The organism is Parachlamydiales bacterium, from assembly GCA_041671045.1.
In the GTDB taxonomy this organism is placed as follows: Bacteria; Chlamydiota; Chlamydiia; order Chlamydiales; family JABDDJ01; genus JABDDJ01.
Window position 1 is genome coordinate 1 of record JBAZCF010000007.1, and the last position, 19,009, is coordinate 19,009.

Below are 19,009 nucleotides of genomic sequence, written 5' to 3' on the forward strand. Positions count from 1 at the left end.
ATGTTTGACGTGATCGCGTCAGCGAGCATGTCAACGTCGGCGACGCGGACCCGCGGGGGGCCGCGGCGATGTGAGATCGGTACGAAACAATCGTGCTAGTGACAGGCTAATGTGGGGCGAAGCTTCTCTGCGATCTTTGCGCCTTTGCGTTCAAAAAAACGCCACACAAACATCCCTACAGACATACTCCGGCATCTGTCTGCAAGGACTTGTGGCATATTCCTTGCCGTCGACTTCTCGACGGCAAGGAAAGAGAAAGCTTTTGGATATGAATACCTTAAAGCGGAGGGGGCGTTAGTATTTCTAAGCACCGTGCCATCAGCTTATCCAAGCTGATCCGTTCTTGTTCCATGCTATCGCGGTGTCGCAAGGTAACGGTATTATCTTCCAGCGTTTCGAAGTCGATGGTAATACAAATCGGCGTTCCTATCTCATCATGGCGACGGTAGCGTTTACCTATAGCTCCTGAATCGTCATATTGGACAGTCCAATTTCCGTTCAAACTATGGAAGACATTGCGCGCTTTTTCGACCAAGTGCTCTTTCTTCATGAGGGGGAAGACTGCAATTTTCACCGGCGCCATATGTGGAAGGAAACGCAAAACGGTACGTTCTTCGCCATTGGGCAGTTTTTCTTCTGCATAGGCTTGGCAAATAAGGGCCAAGATGGTGCGGTCTAAACCAAAAGTAGGCTCGATGACATGTGGAACGAATTTCTCACGTGTTTGTGGATCTGTAAAATCCAGCTTAGTTTTAGAGAACTCAGCATGTTGCGAGAGGTCGAAATTTGTTCTGTAGGCCAATCCGTAAAGCTCGCTCCTTCCAAAAGGGAAGTTGTACATGATATCCACTGTACGTTTGGAGTAGTGGGAAAGCTTTTCTTGAGGATGCTCATGGTGGCTTAAGCGGTCATTCGAAAGACCGATCCAACGGCACCAGCGGTCCATCACAGAAAGCCATTCATCGAATTTCTCTTGCCACTGCTCTCCACGGATAAAATATTCGATTTCCATTTGTTCAAATTCGATGACGCGGAAGATAAAGTTGCCGGGGGTAATCTCATTACGGAAGGCTTTACCGATTTGGGCAACACCAAAAGGAATATTAACACGCATGGTATCGACAATGTTTTTGTAGTCGAGGAAGATCGCTTGAGCTGTCTCCGGGCGGAGGTAAGCGATATCGTTTTCACCTGGCGAGCTTGTTTTGCTAAGTTTTGTCGAAAACATAAGGTTGAAATAGCGTGCCTCGGTCCATTCTTTAGCACCGCATTTGGGACAGGCGAGATTATGTTCTTTCACAAGGGCGTTGATTTGATCTACAGTGAATCCTTCCACGTCAATCTGCAAGGTTTGCTCGATTAGATGGTCGGCACGAAAACGGCTTTTGCATTTTTTGCAGTCGATCAAAGCGTCGTTAAAGCCTGCGACATGGCCTGACGCTTCCCATGCTCTGGGATGGAGTAATATGGGTCCGTCCATTCCCACCATATCTTCGCGGTTATGCACGAAATTGCGCCACCAAGCTTGACGGACAGTTTGTTTCATTTCTGCGCCATAAGGTCCGTAACTATAAGTATTGGCAAAGCCGCCATAGATTTCGGATCCTGGAAAAATGAAACCACGTCTTTTACACAAGGCGACTACGGATTTTAGCAGATCTTCTTGTTCTGACATTTTGAACATCCAAATAAATTAATTTTCGTATAAATAAGGTAATCGCTTAAAAAGGTAGCTTATTAGACTAGAAATTTTCAATGGCAATGGCGCAAGATCCTTCACAATTAGAACTTTTTGATGAAAATGCAGTTATGGATGTACTCCAAAAGGAGCTTGCTGCCTTAAAAAAACGGTGCGATGTTTTGCGCCGGGGCATGTCTTCGCGTTATAATAAGCTGGCAAAGCTCTGTATTTTTCTGCAGGAAGAGAATGCCCTCTTGAAAACGCGGTTGGAGAAAATTGAAAGGGGGGAAAGAGAGCCTATTTTGACTGAGGAACCTGATTTTTTCTGTAGCGTTAAATAAGTTCTTTCCCTAACATCATTGTGTTTACTTATGCGGCCATGGCGGAATTGGTAGACGCGCTAGATTCAGGTTCTAGTCAGGGTTTCCTGGTGGATGTTCGAGTCATCTTGGCCGCAATTATTTTATCCGTTTATAGTATAAGGTGTCTAAGTCAGGCACGCATAAGCTTCCTCGACTCCTCTAGGTAAGCACCGGCGAGCGTTTATGCGGGTTTACTTATAGATTAAAATTTTATGACCAAATATTCACGCAAACACATCCGTAATTTCTCTATCATCGCCCATATCGACCATGGTAAGTCGACTATTGCCGACAGACTTTTGGAACTCACCAAAACCCTCGAAGCGCGGGAAATGCAAGAGCAAGTCTTGGATGATATGGACCTGGAAAGAGAAAGAGGCATCACGATCAAGGCCCATCCGGTCACGATGTATTACAATTCTCCCGACGGCGAAATTTATCAGATCAACTTTATCGATACGCCGGGCCACGTGGACTTTTCTTACGAAGTTTCCCGTTCCCTTTCAGCATGCGAAGGCGCGTTGCTTGTCATTGACGCAGCTCAAGGCATTCAAGCTCAAACTCTTGCAAACATGCACCTCGCCTTGGAGCGCAACCTCACCATCGTACCGGTCTTAAATAAGATTGACCTTCCCGCAGCAAATATCGAAGAGACAAAGCAGCAGATCGAAGAGTTAATGGCTATCGATGCCTCCGACGCTATCGCCTGTTCCGCAAAAACGGGTGTCGGCATTCGCGAAATCCTTGACCGTATCGTTAGGGACATACCTCCTCCTGATGAACCTAAAGACGATCTTTTACGCGCCCTCATCTTCGATTCGCACTATGACAACTACCGCGGCGTCAAAGTTTATATCCGCGTCATGAGCGGCCATGTCCGCAAAGGGACAGTTATCCGCATGATGGCCAGCGGTAAAACCTTTGAAGTATTAGAAGTCGGCATTTTCGCCCCTCAGATGCGACCTACAGACGAATTACGTCCCGGAGAAGTCGGATACTTCATTGCCAACATCAAAATCACCTCCGACGTTAAAGTTGGCGACACAATTACTTCGCATAAACACCCGGCAAGCGATGCCCTTCCCGGCTTCCGCCACGTCACTCCTGTCGTCTTTGCAGGGATCTATCCTATCGACAGCTCCGACTTTGAAGCGGTCCGTGATGCTTTGACCAAACTTCAGCTCAATGACTCCGCTCTACATATCGAACAAGAGAGCAGTACAGCGTTGGGATTTGGTTTCCGCTGCGGCTTCCTCGGCCTGCTCCACTTAGAGATAGTCTTTGAAAGGCTGCAAAGGGAATTCAATCTAGATATCATTTCTACCGCACCCAGCGTTTGCTATCGATTCACGCTAAGTGATAATTCAGTCAAAGAAATTGATAATCCTTCCCATTATCCAGATCCGGGCCATATCGCTTGGGTAGAGGAACCTTGGGTAAAGAGCCACATCATTACTCCTACAGATTTTCTTGGTGCTGTTTTGGCCCTAGGCATGGATAAAAGGGGTATGTGCATCAAGACGGAGACCTTAGATAGCCGTCGCGTCATGCTGACCTACCAAATCCCCCTCAATGAGATCATCACCGACTTCAACGATAAACTTAAGTCTATCACGAAAGGCTATGGTTCTTTCGACTATGAATTTGAGAATTATCAAGAAGGCGATATCATCAAGTTGGAAATTAAGGTTAACGATGAGCCTGTCGACGCTTTCTCTTGCCTTGTCCACCGCACCAAAGCAGAATCCAAAGGCCGCGCTATCTGCAATAAGCTGAAAGATGTCATCCCGCGCCAACTGTTCAAAGTCCCTATACAAGCTGCTATCGGCGGAAAGATCATCGCCCGCGAAACTATTCCCGCCCTTTCTAAAAACGTGACCGCAAAATGCTATGGCGGCGACATCAGCCGTAAACGCAAATTATGGGAAAAGCAGAAGGAAGGTAAGAAACGGATGAAGGAAATCGGCAAGGTAACGATCCCGCAAAACGCGTTTATGGAAGTACTAAAAGCGAGTGAATAATATGCAGCCCCTATTCATCGAAGCACAGCCCGAAACTACTTTTTTCACTGCAGAACAAATGGCGGCCGTTGACCTGAATAACGTTCCGCGCCACATAGCCATTGTACTAGATGGCAACCGCCGTTGGGCCAATAGCAATGGTGAAACGCATGTTGAAGGCCATCAGAAGGGCGCCGACATTTTATTGGACATCCTCCGTTCCGCTAAAGAACTCACCATCGAAACAGTGACTGTCTACGGTTTTTCGACTGAAAACTGGGGCCGTCCCCGTGAGGAAGTCGAAGCTGTCTTGTGGCTGATCGAACAATACACTATTGAACAGCGTCCGCAAATGCTAGCCAATGGAGTTAAAGTCACCTGTATCGGCGATGTAAGCGAATTCCCAGACACACTACAAAAAGCCCTGGAAGATACTGTAGAAGCAACAGCACATTGTACTGATATCCATTTTGTAATGGCACTGAACTATGGAGCACGCAAAGAAATCTGCAGAGCCGCTAATTGCATCGCAGAAAATATGCGCCAAGGAAAAATTCCCGAGACTGCGATAGATGAAAAATTACTGGCTAGTTACTTGGACACGCATGATCTTCCCGACCTGGACTTATTTATCCGCCCGGGGGGCCAGTTAAGAATGAGTAACTTCCTTCTTTGGCAAGCCTCCTATTCTGAACTTTACTTTTTAGATAAAATGTGGCCTGATTTCACTCCGTACGACTTATATGTAGCTGTGCTCGAATACCAAAAACGGATTAGAAGATTGGGAACCTAAATGAAACAGAACTGGCAACAACGCCTTCTCATCGGCACTATTGCAGCCCTTACAACATTTGCTCTGATATTGGCAGCCCACCTCCCCTACTTTAATTTCTTATTCCTCGCTGTCGCTGTGGCCGTCATCACTATTGCTTCCTGGGAATTGATGCAACTTACCATTAAAGTCGGCGGCGCGCCCTTAAGTACTTTAACATTGGCCTGTATTGCGGGATACGTTATCTCTGTATTTATCGCCACGCAATGGCATTTTCTCGATTTCCTCCCTGAATTAGCATTATTGACGACTTTAACCGCCATTTTCCTCTACCATTTTTATATCCATGAACACCCGATCAACACGATCGCAAACTCGCTTTTCCCTTTCGCCTATCTTGCCATTCCGCTTGCCACAGCTATCCCCATCCTGTATTACTTCCCGGAAAACTCCACTCAAGAAGGGCGTTGGTGGCTATTATTTCTACTTACCGTAGTAAAAATCAATGATGTTGCAGCTTATATTTTCGGCAAAATGCTTGGCAAACACCCTATGTCCCGCTACATCAGCCCAAAGAAAACATGGGAAGGCTCGATTGCAGGTTTTGCTGCGGCGACGCTGCTAGGTGCTTTGTTTCAGCCTTTACTTCAAATTCCTTTTGCTACAGCGATTGCCCTAGCTTGCGCTTTGGCTCTTGCCGCCCAATTTGGCGACCTTTCCGAATCTCTCCTTAAGCGCGATGCCGGAACTAAGGACAGTAATAGCCTGCCCGGATTAGGCGGTGTATTGGATGTTGTAGATGCTCTTGTGTTTAGCTGCCCTCTAATGTATATATTCCTCAGATACGAGTTTAAGGAGGCTATTGTATGATCATCACTATCGACGGTTCGATCGCTACAGGTAAAAGTACGATTGCACGCAAGCTAGCTCAAGAAATAGGATACATCTACTTTGATACGGGAGCCATGTATCGTAGCCTTGCTTGCGTTCTAATGAAAAATCACGTGAATTTGGATGATGCTGAAGCCATCCGTTCATTTCTCCCTTTCTTTGACTTCGACATTAAAATCAGACATGGCGAACGGTGCTATTTAGTCAATAATGAGGATGTCACCCTCGCTATCCGCACCCCTGAAGTAACTAACAACGTCTCTAAAGTTGCAGCTTTGCCTTTTGTACGTGAAAAGTTAGTCGACCTCCAACGCCACTTGGCCCTGGGAGTCAATGCAGTCTTTGAAGGGCGTGATATGGGGTCTGTAGTATTTCCCGAAGCCGACCTGAAAATCTATTTGACCGGCAGGCCTGAAGTGCGGGCTAAAAGACGCTATGACGAACTACAAAAAAAATTCCCTGAGCTGATGAAAGATGTTACCTTGGAACAATGCCTGGAAGAGATCAATACGCGCGACAACTACGACATGAAACGTGAGGCGTCCCCTCTTATCAAGGCTGAAAATGCTTTTGAAGTCGACACTTCCGATCTATCCCCTGACGAAGTTGTCTTCAAAATTTTAGAAATTCGCGACAGCCGTAAGACGCGGCATAATGTAAATGAAGACATAAAGGAGTCCTAATCATGTCTAAAGAGCAAACACTTTCGATCATTAAACCCGATGCAGTGGGTAAAAATAATATCGGCGAGATCATCTCCACATTTGAAAAATCCGGTTTGAATGTTATTGCATGCAAAATGCTTCACTTAAGCCAAGAACAAGCGCAAGAGTTCTATGCTGTCCATAAAGAGCGTCCTTTCTATAAAGACCTCGTTTCATTCATGACTACAGGTCCTGTTCTTGTAATGGTTTTAGAAGGCAATAATGCCGTTGCAGAAAACCGCCGTATCATGGGCGAAACAAACCCTGCAGTAGCAAAAGAGAAATCGCCTCAATCGATCAGAGCACGCTTTGCTAATTCCATTGATGAGAATGCTGTACACGGTTCTGACAGCCTAGAAAATGCGAAAAATGAAATCGCGTTTTTCTTCAAAAACGGCGATGTGTGCGCACGCACTAGATAATTTCTAACCAAGCAAGCTTATTCTAGTCACTTTATGCTAGAATAAGCTTTTGTTTGGGCCAATTTCTCTTCCACCGGTTAACCTTAGTGTCTATTCTTCTCCTCGATAATTACGATTCCTTTACATACAATATTGTCCATGCCTTATGGGGCGTGGGGGCTAAAGTCAACGTTATTAAAAACGATGAAATAACCGTCTCTGAACTCCTAGCCATGAATCCCCCGGGTATTGTCATAGGCCCCGGACCGGGATGCCCTAAAGATGCCGGCATTTCATTGGATTTGATCCGTGCCGCTGCGATGCAAAGAGTTCCACTTTTAGGGATTTGTTTAGGAATGCAAGCTATTGGCGAGGCTTTTGGAGGGGTTGTTTGTAAAGCAGAAAAACCCATGCATGGAAAGTTAAGCCCGTTGACCCACCTAGGCACTGGTTTATTTAAAGACATTCCTAATGGATTTTTGGTGACTAGGTACCATTCCTTAGTTGTAGAAGAAAGCACTCTGCCACCCGAGCTCATTGTGACTGCCCGCACGTCAAAAAATGAGGTAATGGCCCTTAAGCACAGCCTGTATCCAATAGAAGGGGTGCAATTTCATCCGGAAGCGGTGGCAAGCGAATACGGACCAACGCTCTTTTTTAACTGGATTCGATCCCTCCAAAATAACTAACGTAGGTAAGCATTTCTTTATTACCTAGAGACGTAGTACAATCTTGTCTCGAAGCCGGAACAAAATAATACGGCATGCAATATTATAATTTGGTTCAATCCTTGGAGGTCTAAAATGCTATTTCGTTTTTTAGCTATTGCATTACTGATGGGAAGCAGCTTATGCGCATTAAACAAAGAAACAACACTGGCAATCATTAAACCTGACGCAGTGGCATCTAATCATGTGGGCGACATCTTAAGCCGATATGAAAAATCGGGCCTGAAAATAGCAGGCATTAAAATGAACGTCCTGAGTGAAGTGGATGCAAAACAATTCTACGCCATTCATAAAGGCAAGCCCTTCTATAATGATTTGGTGAAATTTATGACGTCCGGCCCTAGTGTGATTCTCGTTCTAGAAGGGGATAATGCGGTACAGCGTAACCGTGATCTGATCGGTTCAGGAGATAAAAAAGGCTCCTTAAGGGCCGATTTTGGAACTTCCATGACTAAGAATGCTATTCACGGATCTGATTCTATCGAAAATGCTCAACAAGAAGTGGGCTTCTTCTTTTCCAATAGAAAACTCCAAGAGCGCTTCTAGGAAAAATATAGCTATGGCTTGGGGCTATTCGACCAAGCCGGCTATTATTTAAAAAAAAGGGACAGAAAACGACCCTTTCCGTCATATAAAAGTATGCTTTTCCATTGACACCTTTAACTAACCTTAATACTCATAGTTTAAAATAAAACTATGACAAATAATTCTACTGTATTAATCGAAAATATTAATTGCCGTTATAATTCCGGCGATTCCCTTGAAAGTCTTATTTCAGATATGTTCGCTCCTTCGCTTTTTGGAGATGAACTTGTCGAACGCTCCTCTCTGCACGGAAGAATTTCGGTTGTTTTACATGATTTATTTGCTAAAACCCCCGTTCTTGAAAAAATCAAAGCTAAGGTTCTCGCTGCTTTTGATGAATTTTCTTTAAGTGCGACCGCTTTTGACGCAATTTCTGTGTCTTTGCGACGTGAATTCGTCCTTCTTTCCCAACCAAAAAAAAATAAACAGAAGTTCCCAACTCAAGATGTTGAAGTTCATAAGGTTGTGCAGGAAAATCTCCAGAAAAAACGCGCTCTCCTTGTAAAAGGAACTTATTTCGAAGAAGTACGTGAAACAGCCCTCCCCGTGACCCAATCCATTATAGAAGATTGGCTTTACCCTAGTGAAAAACCTTCTACAGATATGGAAAAATTCTTAACAGCTCTATTCCCCGCTTTAAAAAATCCCCTTGCCGCGATAAATTCCGGTCTCATTGAAATGAAAAAGCTGCAAGAAGAATTTATTCAAAAAGCCAAGGAAAGTGAAATTCCTGAAGCGCTAAAATTTTGTACAAAACAGTTCGCAGCCAAACTAAATGCACTTAAACCAGACCAATCTTTGCTTTATTGCGGTTCATTTGGACGCAATATCAATTCCATTTTTTCCCTATTACAGCTTTCACAGCATCTTCCAGAAAAACTTAAAGAAAAAATCCCTCCTGAAACACTCAAAATCTTGAATAGCATATCCTCTACGAATCCTCAAAATTTTGTTAAAGACTTCTTACATGAGGGTCTTGGAACCCTAATCAAAAAAATTCCTGCACTAGAGCCTTTTTTAAGCAATCCTGCAGTCACAGTTTTTTTCAAGAACACACAAAACCATCTACCCGAGCATATCCGAACAGCCCTTCCGCCTATTTACGCTAATGCAGTTGAGAACTTAATGCAGAACGGTGTGATCTATAGTCTTCTATATTTTGTTCCGGAGTCTTCAGCGAAAGAACTGATACAATGGATCACACAACACCCTGAAGAACTGCTGAAAATTGAAAATAACCAGAAGTTCGCTGAAGAATTCGAAAAAAAGATTATTGACAACCTCCTTCCCCTCCTTTCAGAAACTCTTCAACCCCTGGATAATTCAGTTAACAGCCTATTACAAACAACTCGCCAACTTATCAAACCGGAATTCATCGAATTATTAGGTTTGGATGAGATGTTGAGCGGCGGTCGTCTGTGGATTGATTTTAAACGAAATTCAAATGGGAATTTCGACTTAAAAATCTATGGATCCGAGCAAGCGCTCCTCTATCACCCTCATACAGATGGGGCATTTGGATTTGTATGGCCGCTATGCTTTCAAAATGTTCCGGCGGAAAACCTGGATAAAGACTTCTTATTCTCTCTTCTAGGCCACGCTTTAGAGCCCCTGATCAATCCGCAAATGGCCTCCACTCCCCGTGATATCTACAATAATCTATTTAAAACACTTGAAGCCACTCCTGCGTTACCTCCGCATGAAATCAATATTTCGCGTGAAGATTTTGGAAATGACTGGGATTTCCTCTTAAACTTTATGTTCCCTTCGCAACGTAAAGAATCCCGCAATTATAAAATCACTAGGGAAATCCTAGTAGGTTATATCGAGTCATTAAAAGACAGCTCAGGAAATGTTGTTCCTGATTCTGCACAATTGGACCTTTTAAAAAAAATTACCGTAAAACTTGAGAAAGAAGCTAAGGCAATAATAAACACACTCCCCGCCTCGGAGCTTGATACTATTCAAAAGACCCTAGCATGGCTGGAATTTGAAAGAACCGTTTTAGATAGTGTTAAAATCGAGAAAAAGCAAACTCAACTTCTACCCGATTCATTAAAAGACTCTCTAATTGGTTTTTTATCTCAGCTAGGCATCACCCCTAATTCTTTAAATAATTCCAAAAGAATCATCCTGGACGCTTTGGGCGATGATGTTGAGCCTTTATTCAACCTCATTGAAGCCGAACTCAATATCCCTTCATTAGTGGATGATGAACAGCTACCACCCCAATTCCAACAAACCAAAGGCTGGCTCAGAGACAGCCTGTATAAACTTCATTCTACCCTAATTTACAACGTTTATCGCTTAGCTTTAGGATTCAGTACGGAAGACCGTTCCACAGAATATACAATGTTCAAATATACCAGGCTGGCTCATTCTGTACTGGTCGATGTTTTACCTTCACCGCTTAGACAATGGTATTGCAGTGCAGTCGACTATATTACTAAAGCAATCAAAGGGATTGCCTTGAACTTTGTCATCTGGGCTTTTACTAGCTCACTGCAAAGTAAAGATTTGGAATACCTAAAAGACATTCAGAAATCCGTGCATACTAAAGTTAAAGCTTTGGTTGCCCACACAAATCTCCATCCTAAAATAGAACTGCAAATTAATAAAAAGACACCCCCCCTACTCAAAATAAATCTTAAAACTGAAATCGATGAAAATATTTTAGATACTTATGTACGTAAAACAATTGCTCCAGGAAAGCCTATTTCAACTCCATTTTACCCCCTACTATCTTTTCCGGAAAATCCTCAAGATATCTTTATCTATTTAAATTCTTTGTTACATGAAATGGAGCAACTTCTAAGCAAGTCTCCTTCAGCTATCTCCACCTATGCCTTACTTTCCGTAAAACAATGGCCGATTCCACACAGAGAGAAGGAAACTATTTGGGATCATGTTGATATGCCTGAACAGTGTATCGAGATCATTTGGAAAATTTTATCTCAAACCAACCCTCCCTCTTCTTCCTGTACTCATATAGACAAACTGCTCATTAACTATACGGGCTTGGCAATCCTAGATAAATTAACACGTCGCATTGATCCTAACCTTGAGGGTCTATGTGTGTTTGCGGCACCTCTTTATAAAGCCTATAGAGGCGATCATCCGGTCTATTTTATTGAGACCTATCATCGCATCCAAGCTCTGAAGGATTATTTTCTATCCCACCTAAAATTAGATGGAAATCGTTCTGAATCAGCTGCAGAGATCAACAAACATGCTCATAATGCTCTTTTTCACAGCCCCGCTGACAAGAGTTGGAAAGCAGAGATCAACAAACATGCACATAATGCTCTTTTTCACAGCCCCGCTGACAAGAGTTGGAAAGCAGAGACAAGCCAAGAAGGGATCTATTATAAGCGCTTAATTAATGGAAGATCTGCTGAGGAATTATTCCCACTCAATTCAATGGAAAGTGATCCTCTCTGTGCGGAGGATAAGCGTTTAATTGATCGAAGATCCTTCGAGGAATTGCATACAAAAGAAAGATATCGGCCTTCTACTGAGAATGAGCTCATTATTCTCCTTGAAAATGAATCTCATATTCTCAACGAGGTAGTTTCTCCTATCCCACGTTCCTTTGCCATACTTAAAAGACATGCCATCTATTGTGCAATGCTAGGCAATCTAACACTGTCTTTTGATAGCCCCTTGCGCCGTCATATAAAAAATATTCATCCTCAATATGGTCCTCGTCTAAGCGCACCGGTGAGATCTAAAAATGAAAAGAAAATTCGCAAATTCATGTCCCGCCTCGTGCCCGATCCGGCAGTAAACTGGCTATTTAAAAAAAACCGATTCATGCCGGCTTTCACAGATAATATTCTTACAACTTCACCTGTAGAAATTCCCCTAAATGCAGGAATAATTAGTCAGCGTGAAAAAGATAAATTTGATCAACATTCTCAGATGGATGGGGCTTATAAAAACCCGTCTCGAGCCAATGTAAGACATGCTGAAAGTTCCATTACAGGAAATGTTAAAAAGGATTCATTTTTTCGTTCTTTAGAATATTTAGAACTGAATAAAAACGATTTAATCGCTTTTGGTGATCATTATAATGCTTTTAGCACTTTAAATTCTTTTTTCAGGCCACATCTTCTTAATTTTAAAAGTTATTCTTTCGATTCTATCTCTAGCACAATAGAACTGACTCATAAACTCTTATTGCTAGAGGGTTCCTACAAATGGTCTTTTGACCTTTTGAGATTTTCCCTACTGTTAAAAGATTTGGAACCTTTATTTGGGTTTGATCGGCCATTAGTATTCCCCGATTATAGAGACATCATTTATAAAAAACTTTACAAGCCCATTGTGGACAATTCTTCATGGCTGCTTATTGCCCTCTCCTTTCCTGTCAACCCTTCTTCACTTACATTATCGGAGAAAAAAGAAGGTGCTTTGGCCTTACTAATGGCACAGTTCAATGAGATAGCACGAGAGGATGAATTTTTCTCAGAAAGATTTGTTCTCTGGACAAATGTCATCCTAGATTGCTTAAAAGACAGTATCTTTACTAATACCTTTGCTAGAATGCTGTTGACAACCAGATCCGTTTTAATTCATACCTTGCCTGATACATTTGTACTGCGCACTGAATTATCTGCAAAACTTTGTGAGGAACACTATGTACAAAATAAATATCATCGGATCAATATCTTTAAAGCCCTTATAGAGTGTAACAACGAAGTTCCAACGCATGCAGAACTCGTCGTTATGGAACAAGAAAAATATAATAAAGATCCTTCAAAAACATTCATTGCAGGGAATAAGAAAAACACTTTCCATGTTCATAAAAAGATCGGGGATAAAGTCTATCTTCTGCATAAGGTTCCACAACTGCCCGCATATCTTGAAGCGATCTGTTATTTCAGTAAAATTTGGATAGAAGAAACCACTAGCACCCTTAAGAATGCTTATTGTAATGAAGATTTATCCTTTGATTTTATCCAGCAGGCTGGCTCGTTAGAGATTGTTAGAATGACATGTAAAGGAGAAAATCTAATACCGATTGATCCTTCGGCTATCCCGTTACAACTCCTCCCTATCCTCCGTGTAAGTTTAATGGAGACAGTGGTGTGCTGGGCAAACGAAGAAACGGGGTTGCTTAAACATATTTTCTTCGGTTCAATTAAAATTAAGGATCAGAAAGAAAAGCATCACCATATCTCAGTTGAATATCACAACAATGAAATGAAGCCTTTTTTCCATTTAAATGGCTCGAAATACGCCGTCTCCCACTTACCTATTCAAGACTTAAACACGATTCCTATGCACCTTAAGCTTGAAAGATCCAGCGAAGAAAATGTTGTCATTATCCCTAAAAAACAATGGATCTCCGGCTTATTGCAAAGAGGTTTGAATCTCACGAATATTGCTCCCGAAATCGGATGTGTAATTCATGAGCTCGCTTCTATCCCTCAGAAAGACAAGGTTGTAAATTTCAATGAACATTACCTCTACTCTGTCGAACCGGATGGCACCTTAGATTCGCGCGATCCTCATGCTTTGGCCTACCTGGCAAGCCTTTTTTTAGTTCAAGGGGACTTGAAGCTAGCTAAGAAATACTATGACAAGATCATATTCCTGAGCCGACAAAAACACATACCCTATTCAATTTTCACGGAGCTTCTGCCGTTAGCTGTTATCCCTAACATGGATTCTAAAGCTGAAAATTTACGCTGCAGCCTGCTCTCAGCTTTAGGCAGGAATTTTCTACTATACCCCCCAAAAAAACCAAAAGCTTCATTTGAACATAGTTCTTTGTATGTAGTCCTGTTTGCTTCAATAGCCCTAATGGATCTGCATGAACTACAAAGCAAGCCCTCTCATAAACGCCTTAAAGATGATGAAGAATGGTTCTTATATAAATTTTCCGTGAATGCTTTTTATTCATTATTAAAAAATAGTGATGCTCCCAATTTTCTTGGCGGACTTTTTAATATTATTAGCCCTGAGTCCATTCTTCATTATCTAAATGTATCTCCAGTTCTATCAAAACGCATACTGACCCTAAACAAAAAGTTCGGCATTGCTGAAACAAAAACTGAAGTAGCAGCCAAACTCCTTGCAAACACACTTTTCACTCCGACCGGAGTAAAGCCTTTAGAACTAAAAGAATACCTTCCTACAGTAGAACTCCCTTCTACGACATTATGCTGGGATACACTTTGGAGTAGTTATCTTTCAGAGCTTTTTACCCACGTCTACGTCAGAAAGAATTGCTTAGAGGAACTCTATAAAGAAATTGATTGCTTTCCACCAAAGGAAGTTGCTTTATCTTCTAAAGGATTTCACAAAAGCCTAATTCCAAATTTTTTAGGATATTACGTTATTCTAAGAGAAAATCTGCCTGGGGCTGATAAGCTCAAGAAGCTACTTAAAATACACAGGAGCGGATGGTCAGAGTCTTCTAGATTTGCTATCCATCTTCTATCTATTGTCGCTTCACATAGGAAAAGCTGCCCTCATACGCTTGAGATACAGTCATTTATAGAATCAAGAGTAAAATACCCCGAGAATAGCCCTAATCTCAATGAATTCAAATGTCGTATTAAAAATATCCTATCTATTCCCTATAAACATTTAGGAGTGCGTTTTGGTGCAGCAAAGGTTGTAGCTCCTCTTGCGAAATACTTCCTATTGGATATTCATCTACAGATCAATCCTGTAATTTCATCTCCATGTAAAGGAATTATTGAATACGGTACCGCATTCTTTAAAGGTGCAAAAAGAATCTATGACGCACAGTTTGAGGTACAGTCTGAGATCCACCCCCGCCCTGTGATTCAACCTGAAGGCTTATCCCTGTTGGATCAAAGCGACAGTATGATCGAAAATATGCTTTCCATCTTATATGACACTGCCTTTATAGAAATCCCCTTCTTTGACCCACTTGAAAAAGGTTTTTCTCTTTTTAATACAGCAGCAAGCAATGCATCGGAAAAGAAAAAATTCGATCTGATCAACCAAAGCATTTTGGACTACTACCAGCGCGAAGCAAGAATCCCCCCTCAGAACAAATTAAAAAACCTTGAGTCCTTATGGCATGTATTTTCTCTTTCACATCATTTTCTGAGAACATTAGAGGAAGATTTAGAAACTAAAAAAAATCAAATCAAAGCCTTTCTTAATCCACCGCATCTATCGGAGTTACCACGCACTTCTTTTAAAGAATGGCTGCAAAACATTCATGACGAGGATGTTCTACCCGTACAGAAAAAACTTAATCTCTCACCGGAAGCATTGAATGCACTAATTCTCAATTCCACCGTATGCCTTATCCTCCAATCCAGAATAAACCAGTTCAATAAAATCTTAACGTTTTTTGACAAAGCGTTCGTCGCTTTTGAAAAGAATAATGGAAAGGAATTTGCTCAACAAATTGAACTGCTTGGCCAAGAACTGCAGGCAAGAAGAGCCTATAAGTTTACCACTACACAGATCTCTTTCAGGCTTTCCTATCGTCTGCTTACATACGAATGCAAAACAAAACGGATTTTATGGAAAAAACAAATAGAGGTTTATTCAGAACAATTCAACAACCCTAACCCGCATGTATTATGCGAACTTATGCCTTCTTTAGGTAAGACTGAATGGGGACTGGGCGCGCAAAAAACATACTTTGCTAATGGAAGTTTTGTTCCAGTCACATCCGTACCCAAGCAGCACGCTAAAACCAATTTCCGTTTTATCTCCAAACAAAGCCAGGATGTATACGGACTGGTCGACCATACACTGGTCATATCCAGGGAGCAGCAACGAGGATTCGATTCTTACCAGGGCATAAGGATCAATTTTATGAGCGCTTTGGAGAACCGCCAGGGCGTAAACATGTGCAAAGAAAGCTCTCAGTCCCTAGAGCTTGAATTCCTCACGCTATGCCATGAATATAAGCATGGGAAGGGAAAGGAATCCAAATCTGCGGAAGAGATTAAAGACATTCTCTCTTTCCATCAATCCAGTTGCAAACTGCTTTTAGATGAAGCGCACCATCAGGTTAAGCAGAACCGCGAGCTCATCCATCCTGTGGGCCATAAAAAACACTTAAGCGAAAATCTTAAAATTATCATTCTTAAGACACTTCAAGAATTTGTAGACCAACCAGGCATTCTGGATGCTGTCATTAAAAATAAGCTTTACACGATAAACATAGACACCTATTTAGCAGAAATTGTTCCTGCCATTGCAAAGAAGCTCAGCTATACAAAACACTTTGAAATTAATTCTAAAGAAAAGAGAAAAAAGTTTATCAATTATGTAAAAGACCAAAAATCCTTAATTCCCGATTTTATCGCTAAACATCCCGCTTGGGAAGAAATTGCAACGATCCGGGGTATCCTCACAGTAGTTATCAAAATGGTCCTGCCTCAACTCATTAATGTTAAATATGGCGTAATAAAAAACGATCACCTCTCTGAAAAAGTGCTGAAGCAAATCGCTGAGAGAGAGAATATACATATCCCTAGAAACGCCTGTCCTTTTGAGGGTAGCGACGCTCCGATGTTAGGTTTTACAGTCCAATCTCCTTTTGAAGACTATGTAAAATCTTATTTTTCCTATCTTCACAACGGCCTGACAATCGATGAAATCAACAAATTGATGGCAATGCTTTATGAACACGCTAATAAAGAAGCCGCCAAAGCTAACAAGCCGATAGAAACCTCCGTTGCTTTTCAGTATTTTGAAAGTATGTGCCCTAACTTTCGATTAAAACTGTTTTACTCTCAACCAGAAAGGGAAAAAATCAATGCCCTACTGAAACATCACCCCAGCGCTGCTTACTTATACCTCCGCTATTTTGTTTCCAATGATATTTATTACTGGGACCGCATAGCACGCAGCAATCCCACCAACTATATCTCTATGTTCCATTCCTCTATTCAGAAAACAGGGACCCCCTATAACGATGGAGTCTACTTCCCCTTTATCGATCTTATGTTTGATAAGGGAACGCTGGGCGAAATTCTCCATTTGATCTCTAATAAATGCCCTATAGATGGGATTGATGTGCTCCCCAATGACACTGCAATGCAAACTTTGCAATCTATCCTAAAAAAATACTTTACTCCTCAGAAAAAATGCAGCCTTCTTGTGGACGGCGCCGCCATCTTTAATGGGATTAGCAACTTAACAATAGCAAATACTATGGCGGATTTCTGCCTCCATTCCAATAACGGCATCCAAGCAATTGTCTTCTTTCATAAAGACAAACTCAGCTACATGGATATAAATAGTCGTGTAATACTTCCTTTTTCTGAATGCAGGCTCCCCACAGAACAACGTCTAACCTATTTCGATGGTGTCCATGGGTTCGGGTCTAATGTACCCCAAAGCGACAGCGCGGTTATCACCTATAAGAATCAGCCCTTCTATAAACTACTGCAGGAATCATTTCGCCTTAGAGAAATTAAAAAAATTCTCACCTTGCTAATGGAAGGCAAAGCTGCTGAATTTGCTGCTGAATTCAAAAAAATACAGGCCCAAGAAATCTTCTATGTCATGTTGGAAGAAACCCGTGACAGCATCCACCCAACAGATAAGATTCCTTCTTTAAAAGAACTATTCAATCATAGCATTCTCATCGAAAGTGATGAGGCTCTTCCGGATAACTACGAAGGTTATACTCAAAAAATCCATAACGTCGTACGCCGTGCCATCCTGAACAAAATGATTCAAGCACCCGACTTTAGGACGATGCTCCGGATCTATGCAACTTATGAGGATTTCCTTGTCCCCCTTACTGAGGTGGATCCCATCAAATTGTTCGGATGGGTGCTTAAAGAGATTCCCGTTGAGCAAGCTATAGAACTGACCAAGACCAATATGATCAAAGTTATTCTAGGGACCTCATGGTTCTCAAAACAAGAAGCTATGGATTTAAGAAGCTATATGGATAAAATTCCTCTTCCTCCTCTTCCCACGATGGTTCCCGTTCTAACGAATGGCATAGATACAGAAACTTTTGTCAATGAAGATTTGGATAGACAGCTCCAAGTGGAAAGTGATACGACATTAGAAACGGAAAATTTCCAAGAGTTAGAAACGCAAAAAGAAAGCAGCCAACACCGGTCTTATGAAGCTTGGGGACAATTTAGAGAAACGAAATGGGAGATGAATTATGACCCCCGTTCTTTAGAATGGAGGAATGCATCTTCACCTTCCATGGTAAAGGCTTATATTAAACAACAAATCTCCAGCTTTAGTAAAAAGCCGGCTGTACCTACTTTGTTTACAAATGTGAAACTCCACTCTTTCGAAGAGATTTGTTCTAAAGCTTCCTCTCCTTATATCCATAAGATAGCAACCTACTTTGATAAGCGTATCTGGGCGACTGAGAATTTTATTCCTCTTTCTGAGTTCTTTGTGGAAGTAAAACCTTTTGAATACAGACATTGCAATATACATCAGGTCATCGTTCATATTGAGTCTATCGATGGTAAGGATAAAGTTGTTTCCGTCGGCTGTCTTTCACAAAAAGATGCCAAAAGGTGGCGTACCTTTATTGAGAGGCCTCCTACAGAAAAAGCAGCTTATAAAGTTATCCTCTATGATGTCATCAATCGATTTAAAGCCGTCGGCGATGATGTAGATATGGATGCTTTACGAGCAGATCCTGACTTCAATAGCATCGAGGCGCAACTTAGATATCTTAACGGCAACGTTAACCTTCCGGAAAATATGGAGGACGCTTTAGAAATATGGGCATCGCAACACTCTCCGGAAAAACTATCCGCGGCAATCAAGGATATTGCTTTACGTGTAACTAAAGATCCTTATGCCGGATCTACCATGGATTTGATGTTTGCAAGAATGTTAAATATTCCTCTTGAGGATCTGCTGTAGTACCAAATTTTAGGGAATGGAAAGAATG

Annotated in this window: 10 protein-coding genes and 1 tRNA gene; 10 read left to right on the plus strand and 1 reads right to left on the minus strand. The window is 41.9% G+C overall.

Annotated elements, in window-relative coordinates; translation table 11 throughout:
* Positions 1–277 precede the first annotated feature (277 nt).
* Complete coding sequence (locus WC222_08315) at positions 278–1,675, minus strand: glycine--tRNA ligase (protein ID MFA6916387.1); 1,398 nt, start codon at positions 1,673–1,675, stop codon at positions 278–280.
* 80 nt (positions 1,676–1,755) lie between these two features.
* On the opposite strand from WC222_08315, the gene WC222_08320 reads away from it, so the two are divergent.
* From WC222_08320 to WC222_08365, 10 genes are all read left to right on the plus strand, one after another.
* Positions 1,756–2,022, plus strand: coding sequence for a hypothetical protein (locus tag WC222_08320; GenBank protein MFA6916388.1), 267 nt, complete (start codon positions 1,756–1,758; stop codon positions 2,020–2,022).
* A 32-nt stretch (positions 2,023–2,054) separates the two neighbouring features.
* Positions 2,055–2,138, plus strand: a tRNA-Leu gene (locus WC222_08325).
* Between the two features lie 117 nt (positions 2,139–2,255).
* Positions 2,256–4,064 (plus strand): translation elongation factor 4, encoded by a 1,809-nt coding sequence (gene lepA, locus WC222_08330; protein MFA6916389.1) that lies wholly within the window; start codon positions 2,256–2,258, stop codon positions 4,062–4,064.
* Position 4,065: 1 nt separating this feature from the next.
* Positions 4,066–4,836 (plus strand): polyprenyl diphosphate synthase, encoded by a 771-nt coding sequence (gene uppS, locus WC222_08335; protein MFA6916390.1) that lies wholly within the window; start codon positions 4,066–4,068, stop codon positions 4,834–4,836.
* Complete coding sequence (locus tag WC222_08340) at positions 4,837–5,685, plus strand: phosphatidate cytidylyltransferase (GenBank protein ID MFA6916391.1); 849 nt, start codon at positions 4,837–4,839, stop codon at positions 5,683–5,685. It abuts the gene before it with no gap.
* Entirely contained in the window at positions 5,682–6,389 is a 708-nt protein-coding gene (cmk, locus tag WC222_08345) for a (d)CMP kinase (GenBank protein ID MFA6916392.1), read from the plus strand. The genes WC222_08340 and cmk overlap by 4 nt, the downstream gene beginning before the upstream one ends.
* A 2-nt stretch (positions 6,390–6,391) precedes the next feature.
* Positions 6,392–6,832, plus strand: coding sequence for a nucleoside-diphosphate kinase (ndk, locus tag WC222_08350; protein MFA6916393.1), 441 nt, complete (start codon positions 6,392–6,394; stop codon positions 6,830–6,832).
* Positions 6,833–6,918: 86 nt separating this feature from the next.
* The gene (locus WC222_08355; protein MFA6916394.1) at positions 6,919–7,500 is read left to right on the plus strand and encodes an aminodeoxychorismate/anthranilate synthase component II; all 582 of its coding nucleotides are present in this window, start codon (positions 6,919–6,921) and stop codon (positions 7,498–7,500) included.
* A gap of 114 nt (positions 7,501–7,614) precedes the next feature.
* Positions 7,615–8,085: a nucleoside-diphosphate kinase gene (gene ndk, locus WC222_08360; protein ID MFA6916395.1), complete on the plus strand. Its 471-nt coding sequence runs from the start codon at positions 7,615–7,617 to the stop codon at positions 8,083–8,085.
* Positions 8,086–8,235: 150 nt separating this feature from the next.
* A complete protein-coding gene (locus WC222_08365) occupies positions 8,236–18,981 on the plus strand; it encodes a hypothetical protein (GenBank protein MFA6916396.1) in 10,746 nt (3,581 codons plus the stop codon).
* The last annotated feature ends 28 nt before the right edge of the window (positions 18,982–19,009 follow it).

Bases quoted from the DNA above. Each gene is read 5' to 3' on its own strand.
- WC222_08315 (MFA6916387.1), bottom strand. From the start codon at position 1,675: ATGTCAGAACAAGAAGATCTGCTAAAATCCGTAGTCGCCTTGTGTAAA.
- WC222_08320 (MFA6916388.1), top strand. From the start codon at position 1,756: ATGGCAATGGCGCAAGATCCTTCACAATTAGAACTTTTTGATGAAAAT.
- lepA (MFA6916389.1), top strand. From the start codon at position 2,256: ATGACCAAATATTCACGCAAACACATCCGTAATTTCTCTATCATCGCC.
- uppS (MFA6916390.1), top strand. From the start codon at position 4,066: ATGCAGCCCCTATTCATCGAAGCACAGCCCGAAACTACTTTTTTCACT.
- WC222_08340 (MFA6916391.1), top strand. From the start codon at position 4,837: ATGAAACAGAACTGGCAACAACGCCTTCTCATCGGCACTATTGCAGCC.
- cmk (MFA6916392.1), top strand. From the start codon at position 5,682: ATGATCATCACTATCGACGGTTCGATCGCTACAGGTAAAAGTACGATT.
- ndk (MFA6916393.1), top strand. From the start codon at position 6,392: ATGTCTAAAGAGCAAACACTTTCGATCATTAAACCCGATGCAGTGGGT.
- ndk (MFA6916395.1), top strand. From the start codon at position 7,615: ATGCTATTTCGTTTTTTAGCTATTGCATTACTGATGGGAAGCAGCTTA.
- WC222_08365 (MFA6916396.1), top strand. From the start codon at position 8,236: ATGACAAATAATTCTACTGTATTAATCGAAAATATTAATTGCCGTTAT.